General features: G+C 69.9%; 22 protein-coding genes. 9 read left to right on the top strand and 13 right to left on the bottom strand.

The window, feature by feature from the left end; translation table 11 throughout:
- Positions 1–5: 5 nt before the first annotated feature.
- The 4 genes from ACFQZ6_RS17095 to ACFQZ6_RS17080 form a co-directional block, all read right to left on the bottom strand.
- Positions 6–1544: an SCO6880 family protein gene (locus ACFQZ6_RS17095; RefSeq protein ID WP_381618378.1), complete on the bottom strand. Its 1539-nt coding sequence runs from the start codon at positions 1542–1544 to the stop codon at positions 6–8.
- A gap of 23 nt (positions 1545–1567) precedes the next feature.
- Positions 1568–2896 carry a hypothetical protein gene (locus ACFQZ6_RS17090; RefSeq protein WP_381609808.1) on the bottom strand — a complete coding sequence of 443 codons (1329 nt, stop codon included), beginning with the start codon at positions 2894–2896 and terminating at the stop codon, positions 1568–1570.
- A complete protein-coding gene (locus ACFQZ6_RS17085; RefSeq protein ID WP_381609805.1) occupies positions 2886–3722 on the bottom strand; it encodes a hypothetical protein in 837 nt (278 codons plus the stop codon). The genes ACFQZ6_RS17090 and ACFQZ6_RS17085 overlap by 11 nt, the downstream gene beginning before the upstream one ends.
- A gap of 200 nt (positions 3723–3922) precedes the next feature.
- On the bottom strand, positions 3923–4231 hold the full coding sequence (locus tag ACFQZ6_RS17080) for a hypothetical protein (protein WP_360226935.1): 309 nt from the start codon (positions 4229–4231) through the stop codon (positions 3923–3925).
- A gap of 431 nt (positions 4232–4662) precedes the next feature.
- On the opposite strand from ACFQZ6_RS17080, the gene ACFQZ6_RS17075 reads away from it, so the two are divergent.
- Both ACFQZ6_RS17075 and ACFQZ6_RS17070 read left to right on the top strand, forming a co-directional pair.
- On the top strand, positions 4663–5607 hold the full coding sequence (locus ACFQZ6_RS17075; protein WP_381618375.1) for a C40 family peptidase: 945 nt from the start codon (positions 4663–4665) through the stop codon (positions 5605–5607).
- 185 nt (positions 5608–5792) lie between these two features.
- Positions 5793–6548: a phosphatase PAP2 family protein gene (locus ACFQZ6_RS17070; RefSeq protein ID WP_381609800.1), complete on the top strand. Its 756-nt coding sequence runs from the start codon at positions 5793–5795 to the stop codon at positions 6546–6548.
- A 135-nt stretch (positions 6549–6683) separates the two neighbouring features.
- Here ACFQZ6_RS17070 and ACFQZ6_RS17065 read toward each other — a convergent pair whose 3' ends face one another.
- The gene (locus ACFQZ6_RS17065) at positions 6684–8237 is read right to left on the bottom strand and encodes an FAD-binding oxidoreductase (protein ID WP_381609797.1); all 1554 of its coding nucleotides are present in this window, start codon (positions 8235–8237) and stop codon (positions 6684–6686) included.
- 404 nt (positions 8238–8641) lie between these two features.
- On the opposite strand from ACFQZ6_RS17065, the gene pstS reads away from it, so the two are divergent.
- The 4 genes from pstS to pstB all read left to right on the top strand — a co-directional run bounded on the left by pstS (position 8642) and on the right by pstB (position 12810).
- Positions 8642–9769, top strand: a complete 1128-nt coding sequence (gene pstS, locus ACFQZ6_RS17060) for a phosphate ABC transporter substrate-binding protein PstS (RefSeq protein WP_381618372.1) — start codon at positions 8642–8644, stop codon at positions 9767–9769.
- A gap of 140 nt (positions 9770–9909) precedes the next feature.
- Positions 9910–10914, top strand: a complete 1005-nt coding sequence (pstC, locus tag ACFQZ6_RS17055; protein ID WP_381609794.1) for a phosphate ABC transporter permease subunit PstC — start codon at positions 9910–9912, stop codon at positions 10912–10914.
- On the top strand, positions 10911–11981 hold the full coding sequence (pstA, locus tag ACFQZ6_RS17050) for a phosphate ABC transporter permease PstA (RefSeq protein ID WP_381609791.1): 1071 nt from the start codon (positions 10911–10913) through the stop codon (positions 11979–11981). The genes pstC and pstA overlap by 4 nt, the downstream gene beginning before the upstream one ends.
- A 52-nt stretch (positions 11982–12033) precedes the next feature.
- The gene (gene pstB / locus ACFQZ6_RS17045; protein ID WP_360226953.1) at positions 12034–12810 is read left to right on the top strand and encodes a phosphate ABC transporter ATP-binding protein PstB; all 777 of its coding nucleotides are present in this window, start codon (positions 12034–12036) and stop codon (positions 12808–12810) included.
- Positions 12811–13173: 363 nt separating this feature from the next.
- Here pstB and ACFQZ6_RS17040 read toward each other — a convergent pair whose 3' ends face one another.
- Together ACFQZ6_RS17040 and ACFQZ6_RS17035 are read right to left on the bottom strand one after the other, a co-directional pair.
- A complete protein-coding gene (locus ACFQZ6_RS17040) occupies positions 13174–14172 on the bottom strand; it encodes an inorganic phosphate transporter (protein WP_381609788.1) in 999 nt (332 codons plus the stop codon).
- A 7-nt stretch (positions 14173–14179) separates the two neighbouring features.
- Complete coding sequence (locus ACFQZ6_RS17035) at positions 14180–14800, bottom strand: DUF47 domain-containing protein (RefSeq protein ID WP_381609785.1); 621 nt, start codon at positions 14798–14800, stop codon at positions 14180–14182.
- Between the two features lie 212 nt (positions 14801–15012).
- On the opposite strand from ACFQZ6_RS17035, the gene ACFQZ6_RS17030 reads away from it, so the two are divergent.
- A complete protein-coding gene (locus tag ACFQZ6_RS17030) occupies positions 15013–15357 on the top strand; it encodes a metal-sensitive transcriptional regulator (RefSeq protein WP_381609782.1) in 345 nt (114 codons plus the stop codon).
- A 23-nt stretch (positions 15358–15380) separates the two neighbouring features.
- Here the strand turns inward: ACFQZ6_RS17030 and ACFQZ6_RS17025 are convergent, their stop codons facing one another.
- The 6 genes from ACFQZ6_RS17025 to mshD all read right to left on the bottom strand — a co-directional run bounded on the left by ACFQZ6_RS17025 (position 15381) and on the right by mshD (position 22240).
- Positions 15381–15551 carry a hypothetical protein gene (locus tag ACFQZ6_RS17025; RefSeq protein WP_381609780.1) on the bottom strand — a complete coding sequence of 57 codons (171 nt, stop codon included), beginning with the start codon at positions 15549–15551 and terminating at the stop codon, positions 15381–15383.
- A gap of 116 nt (positions 15552–15667) precedes the next feature.
- On the bottom strand, positions 15668–16516 hold the full coding sequence (locus ACFQZ6_RS17020) for a hypothetical protein (RefSeq protein WP_381618369.1): 849 nt from the start codon (positions 16514–16516) through the stop codon (positions 15668–15670).
- 335 nt (positions 16517–16851) lie between these two features.
- On the bottom strand, positions 16852–17370 hold the full coding sequence (locus tag ACFQZ6_RS17015; protein ID WP_381609778.1) for an NUDIX hydrolase: 519 nt from the start codon (positions 17368–17370) through the stop codon (positions 16852–16854).
- Entirely contained in the window at positions 17367–18470 is a 1104-nt protein-coding gene (locus tag ACFQZ6_RS17010) for a CHAD domain-containing protein (protein ID WP_381609774.1), read from the bottom strand. Before ACFQZ6_RS17010 ends, ACFQZ6_RS17015 begins: the two co-directional genes overlap by 4 nt.
- Positions 18451–20829 carry an RNA degradosome polyphosphate kinase gene (locus tag ACFQZ6_RS17005; protein ID WP_381609771.1) on the bottom strand — a complete coding sequence of 793 codons (2379 nt, stop codon included), beginning with the start codon at positions 20827–20829 and terminating at the stop codon, positions 18451–18453. The genes ACFQZ6_RS17010 and ACFQZ6_RS17005 overlap by 20 nt, the downstream gene beginning before the upstream one ends.
- Before the next feature lie 481 nt (positions 20830–21310).
- Positions 21311–22240 (bottom strand): mycothiol synthase, encoded by a 930-nt coding sequence (gene mshD / locus ACFQZ6_RS17000; protein WP_381609768.1) that lies wholly within the window; start codon positions 22238–22240, stop codon positions 21311–21313.
- A gap of 144 nt (positions 22241–22384) precedes the next feature.
- Between mshD and ACFQZ6_RS16995 the strand changes: the two genes are divergently transcribed.
- Positions 22385–24199: a bifunctional metallophosphatase/5'-nucleotidase gene (locus ACFQZ6_RS16995; protein WP_381609765.1), complete on the top strand. Its 1815-nt coding sequence runs from the start codon at positions 22385–22387 to the stop codon at positions 24197–24199.
- 210 nt (positions 24200–24409) lie between these two features.
- The gene (locus ACFQZ6_RS16990; RefSeq protein WP_381609763.1) at positions 24410–24898 is read left to right on the top strand and encodes a hypothetical protein; all 489 of its coding nucleotides are present in this window, start codon (positions 24410–24412) and stop codon (positions 24896–24898) included.
- Positions 24899–24911 lie beyond the last annotated feature (13 nt).

Below are 24911 nucleotides of genomic sequence, written 5' to 3'. Positions count from 1 at the left end.
AGCCCCTACCTTCGGATTCCGGTGGCGAACGGGAGAGTGTTGACGAAGGCGCGGTGGTGCTCTCGGTCGCACCATTCGAGCTTCAGGTACGACTTGCCCGCTGACGCCCTTATCGTCCGCTTGTCGCGGGCGAGGGCCTCGGGGGTGCGGGAGGAGACGGTGATGTAGCCGACCAGGTTGACGCCCGCGGCGCCGCTGGCGAGGTCCTCGCCGCGCTGGTCGAGGCGGTGGTGGGCGGCGATGTCGCGCGGGTCGACGGTGCGGTTCATCTTGGCGGCGCGGGACGCCTCGGCCTCGTCGTTGGTCTTCTCGGTGAGCATCCGCTCGATGGCGATCTCGGTGGGTTCGAGGTCCATGGTGACGGCGACGGTGCGGATGACGTCCGGGGTGTGGACGAGGAGCGGGGCGAGGAAGTTCACGCCGACGGGGGTCAGCGGCCATTCCTTCACCCACGCGGTGGCGTGGCACCAGGGGGCGCGGGTGGACGACTCGCGGGTCTTTGCCTGGAGGTAGGTGGGCTCCATGGCGTCCAGCTCGGCGGGCCAGGCGTTGCGCTTCGTCATCGCCTGGATGTGGTCGATGGGGTGGTCCGGGTCGTACATGGAGTGGATGAGGGAGGCGAGGCGGCCCTGGCCGAGCGGCTGGCGGACGCGGATGTCGGCCTCCTGGAGGCGGGAGCAGATGTCGGTCAGCTCGCGCGCCATGACGATGGCGAGGCCCGCGTCCCGGTCGACCTTGCCGCCGTGGGTGCGGGCGGCGCGCGCCATGGCCTGGGCCTCGGCGGCGAGGTCGCGGGTGTAGTGCATACAGGCGACGAGGTAGGCGCGGTGCTGCTCGCTGCTCGTCGACACCATCGACTGGAGCTGGTCGTACGACTGCTGGAGCCAGGCCGGGGCGCGTTCGTCGCCGCGGACGGCGACGTCCTTGGCGTGGGCGTCGGGGTCGGCGGGGAGGGTCCGGGCGAGCATCTGGAGGCGGGTGACGAAGCCGTCGCCGTTGGCCACGTGCTTGAGGAGGGTGCCGAAGCGGTCGACGAGGGCTTCCTGGTCCTCGCTGTCGCGCAGGCCGACGCCGGGGCCCTCGATCTCGATGGCGGCGGTGACGGTCTTGCGGTCGGCGTGCAGCAGTACGGCGATCTCGTCGGGGCCGAAGGGGGCGGCGAGCCAACTGATGCGGCCGATGCCCGGGGGCGGGCCGACCTCGACCTCGCGGCCGTCGAGGCGGGTGCCCGCCTCGATGACGCCGGAGCGGTAGGCGGCGCCGCGGCGGACGGTGCGCTTGTAGCTGCGGTTGATCTCGAACCACTTGTAGAACGTGCGCTGCTTGTACGGCACGTAGACCGCGGCGAGGGCGACCAGCGGGAAGCCCATCAGCAGGACGATCCTCAGGGAGAGGACCGGGACGAGGAGCCCGCACATCATGCCGAGGAACGCGCCCAGGATGATCAGCGCGATCTCGCCGGTCTCGCGGTTGCGGCCGATGATCGCGTTCGGCCGGGCGCGGCCGATCAGATATGTACGGCGGGGCGTGACCGGGTGGGACACATGGGCCGCGTGGGAATCAGCCGTCAACGCCCTTCACCTCCCGTGCGGTTGGTACTGCTGTTGCGGGTGTTGCTGGCGTGCGGGGTGTTGACCGCGCTGGCGGGGCTCGCGGAGCGCGGGGCGGGTGCGGCGGAGGGGACAGTTCCGCCGCCACCGGGCGAGGTGCGGGAGCTGTGGGCGGCGACGCCGCCGGAGGCGGGGTTGGCCGGGCGGGGGCTGCTGGACTGCTGGCCGCCGCCGTTGCTGTCGGCTCGGGAGCTGTGGGTCTTGATGCCCTGGGCGACGAGGGTCGCCGGGGAGCTGATGACGGCGGCGGCCTTGCCTTCGGCGCCCTGCATGATGCGGTTGGAGCGGGAGTGGGCGATCTCGTCGCCGAAGCCGGGGACGAAGCGGTAGATCATCGCCGAGGCGAAGATGGCGAGCAGGATGATCGCCAGGCCGGAGACGACGGCGGAGAAGGCGTCGGGGCCGTCGTCGGCGGAGAGGGCTCCGGCGAGGCCGAGGACGATGACGATGACCGGCTTGACCAGGATGACGGCGATCATGATGCCCGCCCAGCGGCGGACGTGGCCCCACAGGTTCTTGTCGACGAGGCCCGCGTAGACGACGGTGCCGAGGAGGGCGCCGACGTAGAGCAGGGCGGCGCGGATGACCAGCTCCAGCCAGAGGACGCCGGCGGCGAGGATGGAGACCAGGGAGACGACCATCAGCATGATGGGGCCGCCGCCGATGTTCTCGCCCTTGGCGAGGGCGCCGGAGAAGTTGCCGAAGAAGGTGTCCGTCTGCTCGCCGGTGGTCTTGGCGAGGACCTCGGAGACGCCGTCCGTCGCCGATACGACGGTGTAGAGGACGAGGGGGGTGAAGGCGGAGGCGAGGACGGTGAGCCAGAGGAAGCCGACGGCTTCGCCGATGGCGGTGGTGAGGGGGACGCCGCGGACGGCTCGCTTGGCTACGGCGAGGAGCCAGAGGAGGAGGGTGAGGATCGTGGAGGCGGCGAAGACGACGGCGTACTGCTGGAGGAACCTGGGGTTGGTGAAGTCGACGTTCGCCGTCTCGTTGACGGCCTCGCTGAGTTTGTCGATGGTCCAGGAGGCGGCGTCGGCACAGCCCTTGGCTAGGGAGGAGAGGGGGTCGAGGGTGCCGTTGAGGTCGGGGGTGTCGGACTTGTTCTGGGCACCGGTGCCGCGTTCGCAGTAGTCCTTGGCGGGGCCTCGGATGAGATCGCAGGGGTCGTTGCTCGGGGTGGGCGTGGGCGTGGGGGCGGCGACGGCGCGGGTGGCCAGTAGCACCGCGGCGGTCTGTACGGTGGCGACAGCGGTCGTGATTTTGAGGATCCGGTGGTTAGCGCGCATAGGTGAACCCTCCGTACTCCTCGACGGCCTTCGTCATGTCGTCGGCGGTGGAGGCCCGTTGGTCGCGACCGACCGGTACCGGCCCGTCCTTCTGCTGGAAGTCGGTGACTTTCCAGTCGTCAGCGGTCCAGGCCAGCTGGTAGGTGGTGGTGTACCAGCTCTCCGAGACCGGGTTGGTCGAGTTCTCGCCGGACAGGCCGAAGAGAGAGGTGTACCAGACCTCGACCGTGGCCTTGTCGTTGCTGAACGCAGTGACCTTCGTGCCCACCGGGATGACCCGGGAGACGAAGGACTGCCCCTTCGGTGCGGCGCCGTTCTTGTCGAGACCGATGTTGGTCAGGAACTCCTCGCTGGAGTACGCGCGGTCCAGGTCGGCCTGGCGGGCGGCGGCGACGTCGGGGGCGTAGACGGTGGTGACGATCTCCTGCCGCCTGGCCTTGTCGAACATCTCGGCCGACCCCAGTGCCACCGAGTAGTTCGCCGCCGCGCTCTCTGCCCCCTGCTCCGTCTGGGCGTAGCCGCTTGGGATGCCGTTCGAGGTTGTCTGGACCGGTTGGTCGCCCGTGGGCGCCGTGGGGGCGATCTGGGCGCCTGCCGTGCCGTTCTTCTCGGGGGGTGCTGAATCGTCTCCTCCGCGGTTCGCGAAGGCGATGGCGGCGATGAGGAGGACGATGACGCCGACGACCGTCACCAGGCCGCGGGAGGAGGAGCGACCGCCGCGGCGGGCGCCGCCGTAGATGTCGCCGGAGGTGCCCGGGAGGTGGGTACGGGTCTGGCCCGAGCCGCCGTAGTCGCCGGAGGCCCCGTGTTCGTCCCCGAGACTCATGCCGTGAACGCCCCCTCGACGTCGTGCGGAAACATCTCGTACCGGAACGCGTAGGAGTACGACGGTAGCCGTGCTGGTGGCCGCGCGGGCGCGGTGTGGTGACTCGACATCAGGGAGACGCAACCTCAGCCGGTGGGCACGACGGGCGGGCGGGTGGATGGAGGGGGAGAGGGAAGGGGACCGGGCGTGCCCGGGCCGGGTTACACGGCCATGCCGTACACGATGGTGAAGAGCGTGCCGAGGGAGCCGATGATGAAGACGCCGGTGAGTCCGGCGATGATCAGGCCCTTGCCCTGCTCCGCGCTGAACGTGTCGCGGAGCGCGGTCGCCCCGATGCGCTGTTTGGCGGCGCCCCAGATGGCGATGCCGAGGCAGATGAGGATGGCGACCGCCATCACCACCTCGATCATCACCTTGGCCTCGGTGCCCAGGCTGCCGAAGGGGCCCCAGTCCGGAGCGATCCCGCCGATGATGGTGTTGATGTCTCCCTTATCGGCCGCAAAGAGCATGTAAGTCACCGCCCCTGTTGGGTAGTTCCGCAGTCCCCTGCGGTGCGCAGAGGTCAGACTCATTCTCGCCGACATTGTCGCCGTCGTATGTCGACTTGGCGTCATTGGTTGGCGGGTTTCGTACGAAAACCTCGTATGGTCACTCTGTGTATCACGGCCTGTCACGCCGGGCAACGAAGTGGGTGCGGAACCTGTGGTGTGGTTCCGTCGTTGAGTCACTTTTGCACTTTGCGCACGTTTCTGACGTCCGCTCACCGTGCGGGCGGGGTTTGCCCGCTCGCACGCCTCGGAGGAGAGTGTCCCACTGGATCGGCGGGCTCGTGCGTTCGGGCGAAGGGGCATTGAACGGGCGCCGGATGGGGGAGGGTTGAGGCGTGCGGAAATGGTGGGTGGCCGGTGGGATCGCGCTCGGCGCGGGGCTGAGCTTCGTCATGCTGCTCGTCATCGGGGTGTACGTGGTCGCCGGGAACCTCGTGAACGGGGCGGGCGGGGCCGGTAAGTCGTTGGCCAAGGGTGCGGTGCCCGCCGCGTACCAGGGCCTCGTGCAGAAGTGGGGGAACCTCTGTTCGGCCATCAATCCCGCGCTGCTCGCCGCCCAGCTCTACCAGGAGAGCGGGTTCAATCCGCGGGCGCAGAGCCAGGCCGCCGCGCAGGGCATAGCGCAGTTCATCCCGGGCACCTGGGCCACCCACGGCATCGACGGCGACGGGGACGGCGACCGGGACGTCTGGGACCCGAATGACGCGATTCCGTCGGCCGCGTCCTACGACTGCACGCTCGCCAAGTACGTCAGGGACGTGCCCGGGGACCAGACGAAGAACATGCTCGCCGCCTACAACGCGGGGGCGTACGCGGTCATCAAGTACGGGGGCGTGCCGCCGTACCGGGAGACGCAGAACTACGTGAAGGTCATCACCGATCTTGAGGTCAGCTTCGCCGCGCCCGTGGGGCGGGTCGATCCGTCCGAGCAGGCCGCCGCGGCCATTCACTACGCGCAGAAGAAGCTCGGCACGCCCTATCTGTGGGGCGGCAACGGCACCGCTGACCAGGGCGGACGGTTCGACTGCTCGGGGCTGACCAAGGCGGCGTACGAGAGTGTGGGGATCGAGCTGCCGCGGGTCGCCAACGACCAGTACAACGCCGGGCCGCATCCCTCGCGGGAGGAGCTGCTGCCCGGGGACCTGGTGTTCTTCTCCGACGACCTGACGGATTCGCGGGCCATTCGGCACGTGGGGATCTATGTGGGTGGCGGGTACATGATCGACGCGCCCCGGCCCGGTGCGGTGATCCGGTTCGACCCGGTCGACACCCCGGACTACTTCGGCGCCACCCGGGTCACCGAAGATGGCGCGAAAGCGTTGCCCTCGGCGATCTGAGAAGGTGTCCGAAACGGGCTGAACCGAGCGTGAGGCACACCCCTGAGCTGCGGTGATGAGTCTCTCTTCGATAACGTCTGAGTGATCATTCAGTGGAATGTGGAACGTACTGAGGGGAGCCGTGCGTTCCTGTACGGGGGCACCACGACAACGTGCCGTACGAAGACGAAGGGGCCGCTGTACTCATGGCTGGACTCGCGCAATCCGGGTCGAACCCCGACGTCGAATTGCTCTACGACATCAATGGCCTGGCCAAGGACGCTCCGCACTGGTTCGACCAGGTGATGGAGTTCGTCGGTGAGTTCGGGCTGCTGTTCGCCATGGTGCTGCTGGTGCTCGGGTGCTGGTGGCGCGTCCGGCGGCGGGCCGCGAGCGGCGAGGAGGCCGCGGTCTCCGTCGCCGCCCTCGCCTGGGCACCGCTCGCCGCCGCGATAGCCGTCCTCGTCAACGTGCCGATCCGCGGGTTCGTGGAGCGGCCCCGGCCCTTCCGCACCCACCAGGACCTCGAAGTGCTGGTCGCGGGGAAGACCGACTACTCGTTCGTGAGCGACCACGCCACCATCACCATGGCCCTGGCCGTCGCGCTGTTCGTCGCCAACCGGCGCTTCGGGCTCGTCGGGCTCGGGCTGGCGCTGGCTGAGGGCTTCTGCCGGGTCTACATGGGCGTGCACTACCCGACCGACGTCGTGGGCGGGTTCGCGCTGGGGACCGCGGTCGCGCTGCTGCTGTCGCCCGTCGCCATGGCGCTGCTGACGCCGGTCACCCGGGCCATGGAGCGCTCGGGGCGGGCCGGGTGGCTCATCCGCCGGGGAGCCGGGGGAGCCGGGGGAACGGGCGGAGCTGACGGCCAGGGTGCCGGTGCGGGGGTCACTGGGGCTCGGGGGGAGCGGGCGGCCGGGGTGGCTGGGGGGACGGCTGAGGAGCGGGATCTCGCCGCGTGAGGTGAGGTGTGACCTCAGGGGTCATCCGGCTTCGGGTGTGGTTTCGGGGGTCGTCCGGCCTCCGGGGTGGTCTGGCCTCCGGGGTGGTCTGGCCTCCGGGGTGGTCTGGCCTCGGGTGTCGTCTGGCCTCAGGTGTCACAGGGACTGCGGGTGGGTGAAGAAGCCCGTGGGGTCGTACGTGCGCTTCAGTTTCGTCAGGCGGGGGGCCGCCTCGCCGTAGTACGCCTCGCGCCAGTTCTCCAGGGTCGGGTCCGTGTAGTTCTGGTACGCCGACCCTGACGCGTACGGGCGCATCGCGGTGTGCGCCTCCGACAGCCAGGTCTGGGCCGCCGTGCCGGACGTGCCGGGCTGCCAGGCCGCGATGTACTGGGCCAGCATCCGGGAGCCGCGGTGGACGAACGCCGTCGCCGTGGGGGAGACCCGGTTGACCGCGCCGCCGAGGGCCGTGAGCGCGACGCTGCCCTTGCCGCCCCGGGCCGCGGTGATCCGCGCCAGCAGGGTCTGGACCCCCTCGGCGGGTATCGCGCGGTCGAAGAAGTCCGAGCGTGCCGCGTACGTCTCGCGCGCCAGCGCCCCCTCCGGGGAGCGGCCGGGCGTGCTGCCGGGGAGGTGGCACTCGGCGTCGCTGCCGAACGACGCGCAGCCCGCGTACACCTCCATCGACTCCCGGTACGAGCGCCGCTTCAGCACCACGTTGGCGGCGGAGGCGCCTATGCGGTCGGCCAGGCGGTCCACCGCGTTCTGGAGTTCGCCGTAGGTGCCGAGGGAGAAGGCCGTGACGGAGACCGTCGGGGAGCCGCCCTCGGTGTTGTTGAGGTTGACGGCCGACCAGATCTCGTCCGGCTGGTCCGGGCCCCACTCCTGCCAGGCCCCCAGCACCGCCGCCGCCCGCGACCAGGGCCAGCTCAGGTACGCCGACACGCCCTGCGGCGCCGGATGGGTGCGGAAGTGCAGTTCCGTGACGACGCCGAAGGTGCCGTTGCCCGCGCCGCGCAGCGCCCAGAACAGGTCGGGGTGCTCGGTGGCGTCCGCGGTGAGCTGCTCGCCGTCGGCGGTGACCAGGGTGGCGCGGGTGAGGCTGTCGCAGGTCAGGCCGTAGGCGCGGGAGACCACGCCGTGGCCGCCGCCCAGCGTCAGCCCGGAGATGCCGACCGTGGGGCAGGAGCCCGCGGGGATCGTGGCGCCCGTCGCGGCGAGGGCGCGGTAGACGTCGATCAGCTTGGCGCCCGCGCCCACCACGGCGGTGGTGCCGGAGGCGCGGACGTCGTCGAGCTGGGACACGTCGATCACCAGGCGGCCGTTTCCGGACGACCAGCCCGCGTAGGAGTGGCCGCCGCCCCGGATCGCCACGCGGAGGTCGTGGGCGCGGGCGTAGGACAGCGCCGTACGGATGTCCTCGGCGTGGTCGGCGTAGACGACCGCGGCGGGGGTGAGGGTGTCGAAGCGGGTGTTGTAGAGCTGGCGGGCCGTGGGCCAGTCCTGGTCGGCCGGGCGGATCAGGGGGCCGTCCAGGTTTTCGGCCAGGGCGGACCAGGTGGTGGGGGCGGGGGAGCGGGGCGTCGCTATCGGTGTTCTTGGGGGTGCGGGGTGCGGGGTGGTCTCCGGGGTGGGGTGAGGCGTGGGGCTGCAACTCGTCGATGCCGTGACTACCGCGGCTGCCGTGCCGCCGACGAAGGTGCGGCGTTCCATGTGGCCCCCCTGTCCCCTGTGGGCTGCGACGCGTTTCGGTTCAGTGTGCGGGGTGACCCTGCCCCCGTCTGCCCTCTGGGGCGGGGCGGGGTCGTGTAGCGTCCTCGGAGGTGCCCCTTTTGGCGGTGAATGGGGAGATGTGTGTGGTGGTGGAGCCTGGTCTGTCACCCTGTCGTGAGCCTCCTGGAATCTCTGCGTGTTCTTGCCGTGAGCATTCCGTGACCTAACCGCACCGACCGCAGGGGTTCACCCTCCGTTCACTTACGGCCATAGGCGGCTTCACCTGATCTGCCTAATTTCGGCCTTACCTGATGACGGACACGCCCGGGTACGGCGGGTCCGGCTCACTCAAGACTCCGCACGCCGCCGTTCAGGTCGGCGGCTCCTGGAAGGAACTCCCGAAAGTGAAGCTTCAGCGCAAGAACCGGCGGGCCCTCACCCTCGGTGCTCTCGCCGTCTCCGGCGCCCTGGCCCTCACGGCGTGCGGCTCGGACGACACGAGCGAGGGCGACGGCGGCAAGGCCAGCACGACCGCCGCCGCCGGTGACATCAAGTGCGACGACGCCTCGGGGCAGCTCCAGGCTTCCGGCTCCTCCGCGCAGAAGAACGCGATCGACGCCTGGATCAAGCAGTACGCCGCCGCCTGTAAGGGTGTGCAGCTCAACTACAACCCCACCGGTTCGGGTGCGGGCATCACCGCCTTCCTCCAGGGTCAGACCGCGTTCGCCGGTTCCGACTCGGCGCTGAAGCCGGAAGAGGTCGAGGAGTCCAAGAAGGTCTGCACCGACGGCCAGGCCATCGACCTGCCGATGGTCGGCGGTCCGATCGCGGTCGGCTTCAACGTCCCCGGCGTGGACAAGCTGGTGCTGGACGCGCCCACCCTGGCGCAGATCTTCGACAGCAAGATCACCAACTGGAACGACGAGGCGATCAAGAAGCTCAACCCCGACGCCGAGCTTCCCGACCTGAAGATCCAGGCGTACCACCGCTCCGACGAGTCCGGCACCACGGACAACTTCACCAAGTACCTCCAGGCCGCCGCCCCGGACGACTGGAAGTACGAGCCCGCCAAGACGTGGGAGGCCAAGGGCGGTCAGTCCGCGCAGGGCTCCTCCGGCCTGGCCCAGCAGGTCAAGCAGACCTCCGGCGCCATCTCGTACTTCGAGCTGTCGTACGCCGCTGACGGCATCAACACCGTCAGCGTGAAGACCGAGGCCGCCGAGCCGGTCGACGCCACCGTCGAGAACGCCACCGCGGCCATCGGCGCCGCCGAGGTCGTCGGCACCGGCAAGGACCTCGCGCTGAAGCTGGACTACACGCCGTCCGCCGACGGTGCCTACCCGCTGGTCCTCGTCACGTACGAGATCGTCTGCGACAAGGGCAACAAGGCCGACACGCTGCCCGCCACCAAGTCCTTCCTCAACTACATCGCCTCCGAGGGCGGTCAGGAGCTGCTCGCCGAGGCGGGCTACGCCCCGATCCCCGACGAGATCATCACCAAGGTCCGCGAGACCATCTCGGGCCTGAGCTGACCTGAGTGTGCGGCCCGCCTCCCACCGGAGCGGGCCGCACCGTCCGGTGCACCGCCGCCAGGAGCCGCCGCCGACCGGTAGCGGCTCCGCTTCTGGGCCGTCGTCGACGCTGCGACGGCTCCGCAGACCGGAGAATTCTGATGGACATATCGACACAGAGCACTGCTCCTCCCCCCACCCCACAGCCTTCCCCGACCGAGCGGAAGCGCGCCGCCCGCGGCGCCACCCGCCTCGGTGACCGGGTCTTCCTCGGCCTCTCGCGCGGCTCGGGCATCTTCCTGCTGGTGATCATGGCGGCCATCGCCCTGTTCCTCAGCCTGCGTGCCGCCAACGCGATCAGTAAGGACGAGGGCAACTTCTTCACCACCTTCGAGTGGAACCCCACCGGCGACCCGCCGGTCTTCGGCATCGCCGTCCTCGCCTTCGGCACGGTCGTCTCGTCGGTCATCGCGATGGCCCTCGCCGTCCCGGTCGCCGTCGGCATCGCGCTGTTCATCACGCACTACGCGCCGCGCAAGCTCGCCGGTCCCATCGCGTACGTGATCGACCTGCTCGCCGCCGTGCCGTCCATCGTCTACGGCCTCTGGGGCATTCTCGTCCTGGTGCCGAACCTGGAGGGCCTGTACGGCTGGCTCGACGACTACCTCGGCTGGACCGGCATCCTGGACTGGAGCGGAGGCGCCCCGCGGTCGCTGTTCACCGTCGGCATCCTGCTCGCGATCATGATCCTGCCGATCATCACCAACGTGAGCCGCGAGGTGTTCAAGCAGGTCCCGCAGATGCACGAGGAGGCCGCGCTGGCCCTCGGTGCCACGCGGTGGGAGGTCATCCGGATGAGCGTGCTGCCCTTCGGGCGCTCCGGTGTCATCTCCGCCTCGATGCTCGGCCTCGGCCGCGCCCTCGGTGAGACCATGGCCGTCGCCATGGTGCTGTCGCCGAGCTTCGACATCAACGCCAGCCTGCTCGACCCGGGCGGCGGCACGTTCGCGCAGAACATCGCGAGCAAGTTCAACGAGGCCACCGAGAACGGCCGGGACGCGCTCATCGCGTCCGGTCTGGTGCTGTTCGTGATCACCCTGCTCGTCAACGGTACGGCCCGGCTGATCATCGCCCGCCGCAAGGAATTCTCGGGGGCCAACGCATGAGCCACGCATCCGTCTCCACGTCCGGCAAGCGGCCGAGCGGGCTGCACGGCGCCCGGCTGCCCAAGTGGTTCCCGTGGGCCGCCGCCGCCGGGTCCGTGGCCCTCGGCCTCGGCATCAGCGCCGCGGCCGGGCTGGGCAGCAGCATCCAGTGGGCGTTGATCGCCGCGGTGCTCTTCGTCCTCGGGACGTTCGTCATCGCCGCGCGCGTCGAGGGCCGCCGTCAGGCCAAGGACCGCGTCGCCACCAGCGCGATCTGGGTGGCGTTCATCATCGCCGTGATTCCGCTGGCGTCGCTCGTGTACGAGACCGTCAAGCGGGGTGTGAAGGTTCTTGACGGGTACTTCCTGACGCACTCGATGGGGCTGATCTCCGACACCGAGCCCGGTGGCGGTATCTACCACGCCATGCTGGGCACGCTGGAGCAGGTCGGGCTCGCGACGCTGATCTCCGTGCCGATCGGGGTGCTGACCGCGATCTACCTCGTGGAGTACGGGCGGGGGAAGCTCGCCAAGGCGGTCACCTTCTTCGTGGACGTCATGACCGGTATTCCGTCGATCGTCGCCGGTCTGTTCATTCTGAGTTTGTGGATCATCATTCTCGACATGGGGTACTCCGGGTTCGCCGGGTCCATGGCGCTGACGATCCTGATGCTGCCGGTGGTCGTGCGGTCCACCGAGGAGATGCTCAAGCTCGTGCCGAACGAGCTGCGGGAGGCGTCGCTGGCGCTGGGTGTGCCGAAGTGGCGGACCATCCTGAAGGTCGTCGTACCGACGTCGATCGGTGGCATCACCACCGGTGTGATGCTCGCCATCGCGCGTATCGCCGGTGAGACGGCTCCTGTGCTGCTGCTGGTGTGGGTGACGAACTTCATCAACACCAACCCGTTCTCCGATCCGCAGGGTTCGCTGCCGGTCTACATCTACCTGCAGTTCGCCAACAGCGGTGGTTCCGGTGCGGCGTACGACCGTGCCTGGGCGGCGGCACTGACGCTCATCGCCTTCATCATGATCCTCAACCTGGCGGCTCGCGGTATCGCCCGCTGGAAGGCGCCGAAGACCGGTCGCTGACGCGGCCATCAGCGACCAGACTCCCCCCTGTGTGAAAGAAGCAGTGATTCAAATGGCCAAGCGCATTGATGTCAGCGGCCTGAACGCCTACTACGGGTCCTTCCTCGCCATCGAGGACATCTCGATGACCGTCGAGCCGCGGTCCGTGACCGCCTTCATCGGGCCGTCCGGGTGCGGCAAGTCCACCTTCCTGCGGACCCTGAACCGGATGCACGAGGTGACTCCGGGCGGGCGCGTCGAGGGCAAGGTCATGCTCGACGACGAGAACCTGTACGGCGCCGGGATCGACCCCGTCGCGGTGCGGCGTGAGGTCGGCATGGTGTTCCAGCGGCCGAACCCGTTCCCCACGATGTCGGTGTACGACAACGTGGCGGCCGGGCTGAAGCTGAACGGGTCGTACCGGAAGGCCGAGCTGGACGACGTCGTGGAGAAGTCGCTCCGGGGCGCGAACCTCTGGAACGAGGTGAAGGACCGGCTGAACAAGCCCGGGTCCGGGCTGTCGGGTGGTCAGCAGCAGCGGCTGTGCATCGCTCGGGCGATCGCCGTGGAGCCGAAGGTGCTGCTCATGGACGAGCCGTGCTCGGCCCTCGACCCGATCTCTACGCTGGCGATCGAGGACCTGATCGGTGAGCTGAAGGAGCGGTTCACGATCGTGATCGTGACGCACAACATGCAGCAGGCGGCTCGGGTGTCCGACCGGACGGCGTTCTTCAACCTGGCGGCCGTGGGGCAGCCGGGGAAGCTGATCGAGATCGACGACACGGAGCGGATCTTCTCCAACCCGTCGGTGCAGGCGACGGAGGACTACATCTCCGGGCGCTTCGGCTGATCCGGGGGTTCGTTCTCCCTTCTCCCCCTATACCCCTCGCGGTGCTGCATGGCGGTGCCACCGTGAGGACGCAAAGGACCCGTCCCCTGGCTCCCGGGGGGCGGGTCCGCCTCGTTCTGGGCTGGGCTGGGCTGGGCTGGCTTCGCTGTCTGCCGGGGGGTGGGTCGGGGCCGTGTCGGGGGGTGTCCGTCCTCGGAACCGCGCGCCCTGTCGGGTGCCTGGTGAACGGCGTTCCGCGCGCGAACCACTGCGGGCGGACACCCCCCGACACGGCCCCTTCCGTCGTACGGCGACTGCACGCCGTCGGCACCTCGTTCAGCGCCGGGCTGCGTGGCCCACCCTCGGGAGTCGAGGTGGCAGCGGTTACAGGAAAGCCAGGTATACGACGCCGTAGGCGCACGCCGCTACGATCGCCGCCGCTGGCATCGTGATGAACCAGCCGAGGACGATGTTCTTGGCGACACCCCACCGCACGGCGTTGATGCGCTTCGTCGCGCCGACGCCCATGATCGCGGAGGTGATGACGTGGGTCGTCGAGATCGGCGCCTTGAAGAGGAACGCCGTGGTGAACATGATCGACGCGCCGGTCGTCTCCGCGGCGAAGCCCTGCGGCGGGTCCAGCTCGATGATCTTGCGGCCCAGCGTGCGCATGATGCGCCAGCCGCCCGCGTACGTGCCCAGCGAGAGCATGACCGCGCAGGCGACCTTGACCCAGACCGGGATCGGGTCGCCGTAGTCCTCGACGTCGGCGATGACCAGGGCCATGACGACGATGCCCATCGTCTTCTGGGCGTCCTGGAGGCCGTGGCCGAGGGCCATGCCCGCCGCCGACACCGTCTGGGCGATGCGGAAGCCGCGCTTGGCCTTGTGCGGGTTGGTGCGGCGGAAGATCCACATGATGGCCGTCATCACCAGGTAGCCGACGAGGAGGCCGACGACCGGGGAGATGAACATGGGGATGACGATCTTCTCCAGCACGCCGTGCCAGTAGACCTGCGTGCCGCCCGCCAGGGCCGCGCCCACCATGCCGCCGAACAGCGCGTGCGAGGACGAGGACGGCAGGCCGAAGTACCAGGTGATCAGGTTCCAGGTGATCGCGCCGGTGAGGGCGGCGAAGAGGATGCCCATGCCCGTGGAGCCCTCGGGCGTCTCGATCAGGCCCTCGCTGACCGTCTTCGCCACCCCGCTGCCGAGGAAGGCGCCCGCGAGGTTCATCACCGCGGCCATGGCCAGGGCGGCCCTCGGCGTGAGGGCGCGGGTCGAGACGGACGTGGCGATCGCGTTCGCCGAGTCGTGGAAACCGTTGGTGTACGTGAAGAACAGCGCGACCATGATGGTCACGACCAGGGCGAAGGTGTCCATGGACGGGTCAGGACTCCTTGACGGCGATGGTCTCCACCGTGTTCGCCACGTGTTCGAAGGCGTCGGCGGCCTCTTCGAGGACGTCGACGATCTGCTTGAGCTTGAGGACCTCGATGGCGTCGTACTTGCCGTTGAAGAGGTGGGCGAGGAGCTTGCGGTGGATCTGGTCGGCCTGGTTCTCCAGGCGGTTGACCTCGATCCAGTACTCGGTCAGGTTGTCCATCGTGCGGAGGTTGGGCATCGCCTCGGCGGTCAGCTCCGCCGCGCGGGCCAGCACCTCGATCTGCTGCTCGACGCCCTTGGGCAGTTCCTCGACGTTGTAGAGGACGACCAGGTCGACGGCCTCCTCCATGAAGTCCATGATGTCGTCGAGGGACGAGGCGAGGGAGTAGATGTCCTCGCGGTCGAAGGGCGTGATGAAGGAGGAGTTCAACTGGTGGAAGATCGCGTGCGTGGCGTCGTCGCCTGCGTGTTCCGCGGCCCGCATACGCTCTGCGATCTCGGCTCGGGCAGACATGTCCGCCCCGAGCAGTTCCATCAGGAGCTTCGAGCCCGTGACGATGTTGTCCGCGGAGGCGGCGAACATGTCGTAGAAGCTCGTCTCCCGGGGGGTCAGACGAAAGCGCACGTGGGGTCCTCTAGGTGCTTCGGTTCCGGTCAGGCTGATGCTAGGCGCAACATTCGGCCACGGCTAACGGGCCGTCCTCCAGTGTCGCCCATAAAGCAGACTTGTCGGCACGGGGGCGGTGAGGTGAATCCGGTCCCGGTTGCGGCCACAGGGTCCATACCCAGGAAAGTTCGTTACGATATACCCGGTTGGGGTATGCGCATGGAGGCGTTATGACGACCACCGAGACCGGTGCGGGCGAGGCGATCGAGGTCGTTACCGATCACGACCGGGGCGTTCACGGGTACCACAAGCAGAAGGACGAGCACCTGAAGCGGCTGCGCCGGATCGAGGGGCAGATCCGGGGGCTGCAGAGGATGGTCGACGAGGACGTCTACTGCATCGACATACTGACGCAGGTGTCCGCGTCCACCAAGGCCCTGCAGTCCTTCGCCCTGCAACTGCTGGAGGAGCACCTTCGGCACTGTGTCGCCGACGCCGCCGTCAAGGGCGGGGGCGAGATCGACGCCAAGGTGGAGGAGGCGACCAAGGCCATCGCCCGGCTGTTGCGGACCTGAGGGGAGAGGGGTGCGTGCGGGGCTCAGCGGGTCTTTTCGCGTTCCTCCGCGACCCTGAGGACCTCGTCGATGCTCTCCAGGCTCAGGCGGTCCTCCGCGGCTGAGGCCGCGATGATCAGCTCTCCGCACAGTTCGATCTCGGCGAGTGCCACGTGGTCCTGTACTGCCGTACCGCCGACCGGAGCCACGCGCATCACCTCTTCTCTGCCGTCACCGACTTCCTAGAGTAGGGAGTGGCCTACACAACGCGCATGGCACGGACGGGCTAGTTCTCGCCCTACGGGTGGGCGGTTGTGGGGTCAGCCTTCGGTCAGTCTTCGGCGATTCTGCCTGCGTAGATGTCCTTTTTGGGGGGCAGCCGCACGTTCGCCGGGGTGCCGAAGTCGTAGAGCAGGGTGGTGGAGGCGACGGACACGGGGGACTGTTCCCGGCCGTTGACGAAGCTGAAGCGGTGCCTCAGCTTGCGGATGCGGCCCTTGTCGTCCAGGTAGGCGTCGAAGGGGACCTGTGCCGAGGCGAAGCCCTTCGCCGCCGCGGTGAGGGAGGGCCTGGTGGTGGGTGAGGCCGCCTGGGCCGCCTTGGTGAGGTCCGCCGTGCCGCGGTAGTGGTGGAGTCTCGTGCCGTCGTCGCCGCTGGTCGCGCCTACGTACGTCGCCTGCTCCGCGCCGCGGAGCACCTCGGCCGCCGTGTACGGGTCCGTCGCGCCGCCCGTCACCAGGTTGCCGTCCGAGATCGTGGCCGTGTCGATCCGCACCCACTTGTCGGACGGGACGCCCGCGCCGCGGTTCTTCATGAACAGCGCGCCCGGCGAGAGCAGCTCGGTGATGGGGTGGTCGGCGGTGCGGCCCGCGGGGTCCTGGGGGAGCCGGACCTTCAGTCGGCCGCGCTGGCGGGTGAAGTCGTAGACGCCCGTGCCGCTGATCGTGACCCTGGTGCCGCCCGTCGCCATCTCCATCGACGTACGGGTGCGGGAGCTGCCCGCCTCGCGGAGGATGTCCGCGGCGTGGTGGAGGGTCTCCAGGGGGGTGGTCGCGGCCTGGGCGCTCTCCGCGGCGGCGCCGCCCGAGCAGGCGGTCGCCGTGGTCCACAGGCCCGCCATCAGGGCGGCCACGACCACGGTTCCGTCCGCCCTGCCGTGCTGCCGCTGCCGTTCCGCCATCGTCGTCCAACCCCCAGCCGGTACGTCCGTCACGGGCCCGTCGTTCCCGTTAACGACGGGTCACTGGGGCCGTCACGCGTGTGTGGGGGTGCGGCGGGAGGCTCGGGGAGGCATACGTGGTGTTCACCCGGCGTGGGTAGCGTTCCGGTGTGACGCAGCAGGACCAGTCCATGACCACGCAGGAGCCGTCCGGGCACCGTACGACCACCATTGAGCAGGGGCCTTTCTGTGTGGCCCGGTGCTCGTGCGGGTGGCGGGGGCCCGCGCGCCGGGCGCGGAGCCTGGCGCGGCGGGACGCGGAGGGGCATGTTCCGCTTGGGGGGGAGTGAGGCCTTTTAGGGGGTGCTCGGGGTGCTCCGGGTGTTCAGGGACGTCAGCAGGTCGTCCAGGAGGGTGCGGTCGCGGGGCTGGGTGAGGCGGGTGCGGGCCTCCTCCAGGGGGAGCCAGAGGATGCGGTCCACCTCGTGGGATGGCGTGAAAGTGCCGGTGCGCGCCTCGGCCGCCCAGTAGCGGACCTCCTTGGGGTGGCCGTCCACCAGGTAGTGGTGGGTGGCCAGTTCGCGGCCCGGGGTCGCGTCGTAGCCCGTCTCCTCCGCCACCTCCCGCAGGGCCGCGGGGAGGTGGTCCTCCTCCGGTTTGAGCTTGCCCTTCGGGTGTGACCAGTCGTCGTACTTCGGCCTGTGGACCAGGCAGATCTCCAGTTCGGCGGGGTGCAGGGGGGAGTGGCGCCAGAGGACGCAGCCTGCCGCCTGGAGGGGGGATGAGGGTTGTGGAGTGGGGGTGGGGGTGGGTTGTGGAGTGGTGGTGGGGGTGGGGGTGGGTTGTGGAGTGGGGGGATCTGGGGGGCTTGTCATGGGGTGGTGACCCTTTGTTTTTGCCATGACTGTTGGAACGCGAACCTCGCCGCCTCTACCTCGTGGCGCTGGTCCGCGTGCAGGACACCCAGAGCGTATGCCGTCGCGGGGGCGATGCGGGGGGTGCGGGCCGCCGACGCTGCCGCCGCCGAGGCCTCCGCGGCGTCGCGGTGGCGGTTGAGGGCCTGGCCCGCCGCGAGCAGCCGGACGTTCACGGTGGCCTCGGCGCCCTCGATGACCTCGCGGGCGTAGCGGTGCAGGCGCAGCAGGAGGCGGACCTGGTGCCAGGGGGCGTCCTGGGCGTGCGGGGCCGGGTCCGGGGAGAGGCCGTGGACGAGGGCCGTCGCGTTGTACGGGTGGCCCGCCGTGAGCAGGGGGAGCGCGGCGACCGCGTCCGTCAGGCGTTCCTCGGCCGCCGCCGCCAGGGGGTGGAGGTCGGCGGTGGTGGCGCTCGGGGTGAGCGGGACCTCGCTGGCCAGGACGGCGACCTTGTCGGCGACGGCGTGGAAGCGGGAGGAGCCGAGGGCCTGGAGGGCGGCGGAGTGGGCGCGGGTGCGGGCGAGGGTGAGTTGGCGGTCGAGCAGGGCGCCTGCCTTTGCCGCGCCTACCGTGAGGTTGGCCGTGTTGGTGGTGGCGGTGGTGGTGCCGGTCGTGGTGCCGGTCGTGGTGGCGGTCGGGGTGGGGGTGGTGGTGCCTGTGGTGCCGGTCGTGGTGGGGGCCGTGGGCTGGGACGGGAGTGCTGGGGAGCCCGAGAGGCGGTGCAGGGCGTTCAGCAGGCGTTCCAGGCGGGCCGCGTAGGCGTGCTCCAGGGCCAGGGTGCCGGAGAGCCACGCCAGTTCCGGGCGCATCCCCTCGGACCAGTCGGGGTCGAGCAGTGGGCGGAAGGTGTGCAGGCTGCCGCTGATGCGGCGGGCCGAGCGGCGCAGGGCCCGCGCGGCGTCGACGGACTCCGCCGAGCCGTTTCCGCCCGCGCCGGTCTCCCGGTGCTGGCGCAGGGCTCGGAGGAACTCCGTGGCCTGGGCGCGGAGGTAGCCCGCGAGGGCGTTCCCCGTCACCGTCCTGGCCATGGGGTCCGTCGGGTCAAGGTGTTGCTGTGCCACGCCGGCGCCTCCGGGCGTCTATGAGCATCTCCTGGACGTTTCGCAGGGGGTGGCCGTCCGTGTCGGTCGCGTGCCGGGTCCATTCGCCGTCCGGGCCCAGGTGCCAGGAGGCGGTGGAGTCCGACATGCCGGTCTCCAGGAGCCGGTTCAGCGCGGCCCGGTGGGCCGGGTCGACGACCCGGACCAGGGCCTCGATACGGCGGTCGAGGTTGCGGTGCATCATGTCGGCGCTGCCGAGCCACACCTCGGGTTCGCCGCCGTTGCCGAAGGCGAAGACCCGGGAGTGCTCCAGGAAGCGGCCGAGGACCGAACGCACGCGTATGTTCTCCGACAGGCCCGGCACGCCTGGGCGTACCGCACATATGCCGCGCACCCAGACGTCCACGGGTACGCCCGCCTGCGACGCGCGGTAGAGCGCGTCGATGACGGCCTCGTCGACCATCGAGTTGACCTTGATGCGGACGTAGGCGGGTCGTCCGGCGCGGTGGTGCTGCGCCTCCTTGTCGATGCGCGAGACCAGGCCGTCGCGCAGGGACTTCGGGGCTACGAGGAGACGGCGGTACGTCTCTCGGCGGGAGTAGCCGGAGAGGCGGTTGAACAGGTCGGAGAGGTCCGCGCCGACCTGGGGGTCCGCCGTGAGCAGGCCGAGGTCCTCGTAGAGGCGGGCCGTCTTGGGGTGGTAGTTGCCCGTGCCGACGTGGCTGTAGCGGCGGAGGGTGTCGCCCTCCTGGCGGACCACGAGGGAGAGCTTGCAGTGCGTCTTGAGGCCGACCAGGCCGTAGACGACGTGGCAGCCCGCCTCTTCGAGCTTGCGGGCCCACTTGATGTTGGCGTGTTCGTCGAAGCGGGCCTTGATCTCCACCAGGACGAGGACCTGCTTGCCCGCCTCGGCGGCGTCGATCAGGGCGTTGACTATGGGGGAGTCGCCGGAGGTGCGGTAGAGCGTCTGCTTGATGGCGAGGACGTCCGGGTCTTCGGCCGCCTGTTCGAGGAACGCCTGTACGGAGGTGGAGAAGCTGTCGTACGGGTGGTGGAGGAGGACGTCACGCGTGCGGAGCGCGGCGAAGATGTCGGGCGGTGAGGACGACTCGACCTCGGCGAGGTCGCGGTGGGTGCCCGCGATGAACTTGCGGTACTTCAGCTCGGGGCGGTCCAGGCCGTGGATGCGGAACAGGCCGGTGAGGTCGAGCGGGCCGGGGAGGGGGTAGACCTCCGCCTCGCTGACCTTCAGTTCGCGGACGAGGAGGTCCAGGACCTCGCGGTGGATGGACTCCTCCACCTCCAGGCGGACGGGCGGGCCGAAGCGGCGCCGCATGAGTTCCTTCTCCAGGGCCTGGAGGAGGTTCTCGGCGTCGTCCTCTTCCACTTCGAGGTCCTCGTTGCGGGTGACGCGGAACGCGTGGTGCTCCAGGACCTCCATGCCGGGGAACAGCTCTTCGAGGTGGGCCGGGGCCGCGATGACGTCCTCCAGGGGGACGTAGCGGCCGGGGGACGCCTCCAGGAAGCGGGAGAGCAGCGGGGGGACCTTCACGCGGGCGAAGTGGCGGTTGCCGTTGACCGGGTTGCGTACGACGACGGCCAGGTTGAGGGAGAGGCCGGAGATGTACGGGAAGGGGTGGGCCGGGTCGACGGCGAGGGGGGTGAGGACCGGGAAGATCTGGTGCTTGAAGAGGGTGAACAGGCGGGCCTGTTCCTTCTCCGTCAGCTCCGACCAGCGGACCAGGTGGATGCCCTCGTCGGCGAGGGCGGGGGCGACGTCCTCGTGGAAGCAGGCGGCGTGCCGGGCCATGAGTTCGCGCGAGCGTGCCCAGATCATCTCCAGGACCTCGCGGGGCTGGAGGCCGGAGGCGGAGCGGGTGGCTACGCCGGTGGCGATGCGGCGCTTCAGGCCCGCGACGCGGACCATGAAGAACTCGTCCAGGTTGCTGGCGAAGATCGCGAGGAAGTTGGCACGCTCCAGGAGGGGGGTGTCGGGGTCCTCGGCGAGTTCCAGGACGCGTTCGTTGAACGCGAGCCAGCTACGTTCGCGGTCGAGGAAGCGGTTGGCGGGGAGGGGGGTGGCGCCGCCTGCCGCCTGGGTCTCCTCGTAGGCGTCGAGGTCGGAGTCGAGGTCGGGCTCCAGGTCGGAGACGGAGCCTGCCACGGTGCGGGCGCGGTGGGCGGCGATGGAGCCCACGGAGGGCTGCGCGTGCTGGGGCTGGACCGGTGCCTGGGCGTTCTGCTGGCTCATGTCGCCATTCTTCCGTGCCCAGGGGTTCTCGGGCGCGTCGGAACGTGCGGGCGGGAGCGGGAGCACGGCGGCTTCGTTCTCCGCGGGGCCCTTGGGGGGCGGCGAAGGCTCTGGCACGGCGGGCGTCATTGGCTGAGCGTTGCAAGGTCATCTGAATCGATGGTTACGGCGACATGACGTGCGAGATAGCGGGGGGCGGCTCCCGGGGGCGGGCGGGGGTGCCTGCGGCGGCCTGCGCGGGTGGGGTGGGTGGCGTGCGTAGCGCTGTCTGCCGGGGGGTGGGTCGGGGCCGCGCCGGGGGGTGTCCGTCCTCGGAACCGCGCGGGCTGTTGGGTGCGCGGTAAACGGCGTTCTCCGCGCGAACCACTGCGGGCGGACACCCCCCGACACGTCCCCTTCCGTCGTACGGCGACTGCGGCCCGTCGCCAGCTAGCGCCCTAGCCGCGGGCAGCCCCGCCGCCGTAACCGCCTTAGCTGCGGGCAGTCGTGCCGCTGGGGCGGCACGGGTGGGCGCAGCGGCACCCCGTCAGCGCCGGGCCGCGCGACCCACCCCCGCGCCAGCAGCCGCGCCGGGCAACCTGTGGGCGCTGGGCCGCGCGCCGCGCGACGGTCACGTCTCCGTGCGGTACATCAGGTCCGTCTCGTACGTGGTGAAGCCGAGGCGTTCGTACACCGTCACCGCCGCCGTGTTGTCCGCGTCGACGTACAGCATCGCCGTCGGCAACCCCTGCGCCGCCAGATGGCGCAGCCCGATCGTGGTGAGGGACTTGCCGAGGCCGCCCCCCTGCGCGCCGGGTGCGACGCCGAGGACGTAGACCTCGCCGAGCTGCTCCTCGGCGTGCACCTTCGTCCAGTGGAAGCCGACGAGGTCGTCGCCGCGGAAGGCGAGGAAGAAGCCCGCGGGATCGAACCACGGCTCGGACTTGCGGTCGTCGAGGTCGCGTTGGGTGAGGGAGCCCTGTTCCGGATGGTGGGCGAACGCGGCGGCGTTCACGGCCAGCCACGCCGTGTCGTCCGCGCCGGGGACGAAGGTGCGTACCGTCACGTCGGCGGGCAGGGCCGGGTCGGGCAGGTCGAGGTCGGTCAGGGGGCGGCGTAGCTGTCGTAGCTCGCGGAAGAGGGTGAGGCCGAGGACCTGCGCGAGGTGCCGCGCGGCCGAGTGGCCGCCGTGGGCCCACACCCGTAGCCGTTTGCCGGACGCGGCGAGGAGGGCGGAGCCGAGGGCGCGGCCGTGGCCCTTGCCCCGGTGGGAGGGGTGGATGACCAGTTCCGCGGCGGGCGCCTCCACCGGGTCGGTGTCCTCCAACTGGGCGTAGCCGACGAGTTCGCCGCCGTTGGTGGTGAGGAGGAAGTGGGACACGCCCTCGCGCGGGCCGCCGCGCAGTGCCAGTCGGCCCTGTTCGGACACCGCCTGCTGGCCGTCGCTGCGGGCGGCCTCCGCGAGCAGGTCGAGTACGGCGTCGGTCTGCTCCGGGGTGAGCGCGGGGAGGGTGCGGAGGGCGCGGGAGTGGCCGGGGCGGGCGAGGTCGTCGCTGGTCATGCCTCTGAGGGTAAAGGGGAGGGGGCGGGGAGCGGGGGCAAAGGGAAACCAGGATGTAACCATGCACCCCCTGTCGCGCTACGCGCGTTGACTCTAGGCTGCGGGCGATCAGCCAATGCCTCACAGGACCCACAGGGGGGCGCCATGCCAGCTACCACATCCCAGCCGCACCGGCGCCGGAGAAGCCGTACGTACCGGCTCCTCACGGCCGCGGCGAGTATCGCGACCGTCGGCGCGCTGGCGGCTGCCCTGCCGTCCGCCGCGTCCGCCGGTGAGAAGGGCAAGCCCGGCAAGGAGACGTCCGGCCGCTACCAGGACGTCCAACTGCTGTCCTTCAACGACCTGCACGGCAACCTGGAGCCCCCGACCGGTTCCTCCGGCCGCCTCACCCACCTGAACGCGGACGGCACGACCACGACCGTCGACGCGGGCGGTGTCGAGTACCTGGCCACCCACCTGCGCCAGGCGCGCGAGGGGAACAAGTACTCGATCACCGCGGCGGGCGGTGACATGGTCGGCGCCTCGCCGCTGATCTCGGGTCTCTTCCACGACGAGCCCACCATCGAGGCGCTGAACAAGCTGGAGCTGGACGTCACCAGCGTCGGCAACCACGAGTTCGACGAGGGCGCCCGGGAACTGGCCCGCCTTCAGAACGGCGGCTGCCACCCGACCGAGGGCTGCTACACCGACGAGGGCTTCGCGGGCGCCGACTTCCCGTACCTCGCGGCGAACGTCCTGGACGAGAAGACCGGCAAGCCGATCCTCAAGCCGTACTGGGTGTGGAAGAAGAAGGACGTCAAGGTCGGCTTCATCGGCGTGACCCTGGAGGCCACCCCGAACATCGTCTCCGCCGACGGCGTCAAGGGCCTCACCTTCAAGGACGAGGTCGAGACGATCAACAAGTACGCCAAGGTGCTCCAGGCGCAGGGCGTGAAGTCGATCGTCGCGCTGATCCACGAGGGCGGCTCCCCGGCCTCGGCGGCGTACAACTACGACTGTGACTCCCCCGGCGCGGGCGACGGCATCTCCGGCCCGATCGTCGACATCGCCAAGAACATCACCCCGCAGGTGGACGCGCTGGTCACCGGCCACACGCACGCGGCGTACGCCTGCACGATCCCGGACCCGGCGGGCAACCCGCGCACGGTCACCTCGGCGGCGTCCTTCGGCCGCCTCTACACCGACACGACGCTGACGTACGACCGGTGGACGGGTGACATCGCCCGTACGGCGGTGAAGTCCGCGAACCACGTGGTCAGCCGGGACGTCACCAAGGCGCCCGACATGACCGAGCTGATCAGCAAGTGGAACACGCTGGCCGCCCCGACCGGCAACCGTCCCATCGGGTACATCACCGCCGACATCGGCATCACCGGCACCGAGTCCCCGCTCGGCGACCTCATCGCCGACGCGCAGCTCGCGTACGGCAAGGAGCTGGACCCGGAGACCGACCTCGCGCTGATGAACCCCGGCGGCATCCGGATGCCCCTGACCTACGCGGCCAAGGGCGCCGAGGGCGACGGCGTGGTGACGTACGCGGAGGGCTTCGCGGTGCAGCCGTTCGCCAACACCGTCAACCTCCAGTCCTTCACCGGCGAGCAGGTCGTGCAGGTCCTGAAGGAGCAGGTCAGTGGCGCGAACGCGGCCTCCCCGAAGATCCTCCAGCCGTCGTCCGGGCTGACGTACACGCTGGACCTGACGAAGACCGGCGCCGACCGTGTCGTCACCGACTCCATCCGGTTGAACGGCGCCCCGATCGACCTGACGGCCACCTACCGCGTCGCCACCAACAGCTTCCTCGCGGGCGGCGGCGACGGCTTCCCGACGCTGGCCACGGGCGGCGACGACCTCGTCGGCGCGGACGACCTGACGGCCCTGGAGAAGTACCTGACGGCGACCTCCTCCCCCACGGCCCCGATCGCTCCTCCGGCGGCCAACCGGATCACCATCGTCCGGTAGCACGACGGTTTCTGAGCGGGGCTCCGGGTTCTCCGGGGCCCCGCGCGTTTCCCTCGTTCGAGTGTTGTGAGTGTGGTTACTGCTTGGTGTTTTCGCAGTTCACGCGGCTTTTCAGGGCGTTCCGTGATGGGCGTCCGTAGATCGTTCTCCCGGTATGTATGGGGCTCGCTGTCAGAGAGCCTGAGGGGGACGATCAACTTGAGGGACGGGATGTTGCGCACGCGCCTGGGGCGTGGGTGTGCCGTGGTGCTGGCGGCGGTGGGGCTGGTGGTCTCGGCTCCGCCGACCCACGCGACCTCCGCCGCCACGTCAGTGGGGCTGCCGGGCGGAAACAAGATCGTGATCAACGCCTGGCACTGCGCGGTCTACGCGAACGCCTGTGACTGGAAGGCGTCCACGAAGATGTCCGGCAACAGCCCCAAGCGGGCACGGTGGATCCAGAACCGCGCCGAGTTGGAGGCGCACGGAGTGGGTGTCTCGATCACCATCTCGAAGAACCCCGAGGCCACCCTGAACATGGTCAGCCGGTCCCTGGGCGTGGTGCGCTGGAAGAACACCCGCGCCCGGATCTCCGACACCTACGGCCAGATGCGGCCGAGCAAGACGACCCTGTACGTGTCGACCCGTAGCTGCGGTTCGGCGCAGGTGACGGGCTCGATCAGGGTGAGTGAGAAGTGCGCCTACGCGGGCGCTTCCTGAACAGGGGTGGGGT

The sequence above is a fragment of the Streptomyces flavalbus genome, assembly GCF_042674625.1.
Classification (GTDB): Bacteria; Actinomycetota; Actinomycetes; order Streptomycetales; family Streptomycetaceae; genus Streptomyces; species Streptomyces flavalbus.
Note: the sequence above shows the minus strand (reverse complement) of the source record. Positions and strands in the feature narration are given on the sequence as shown.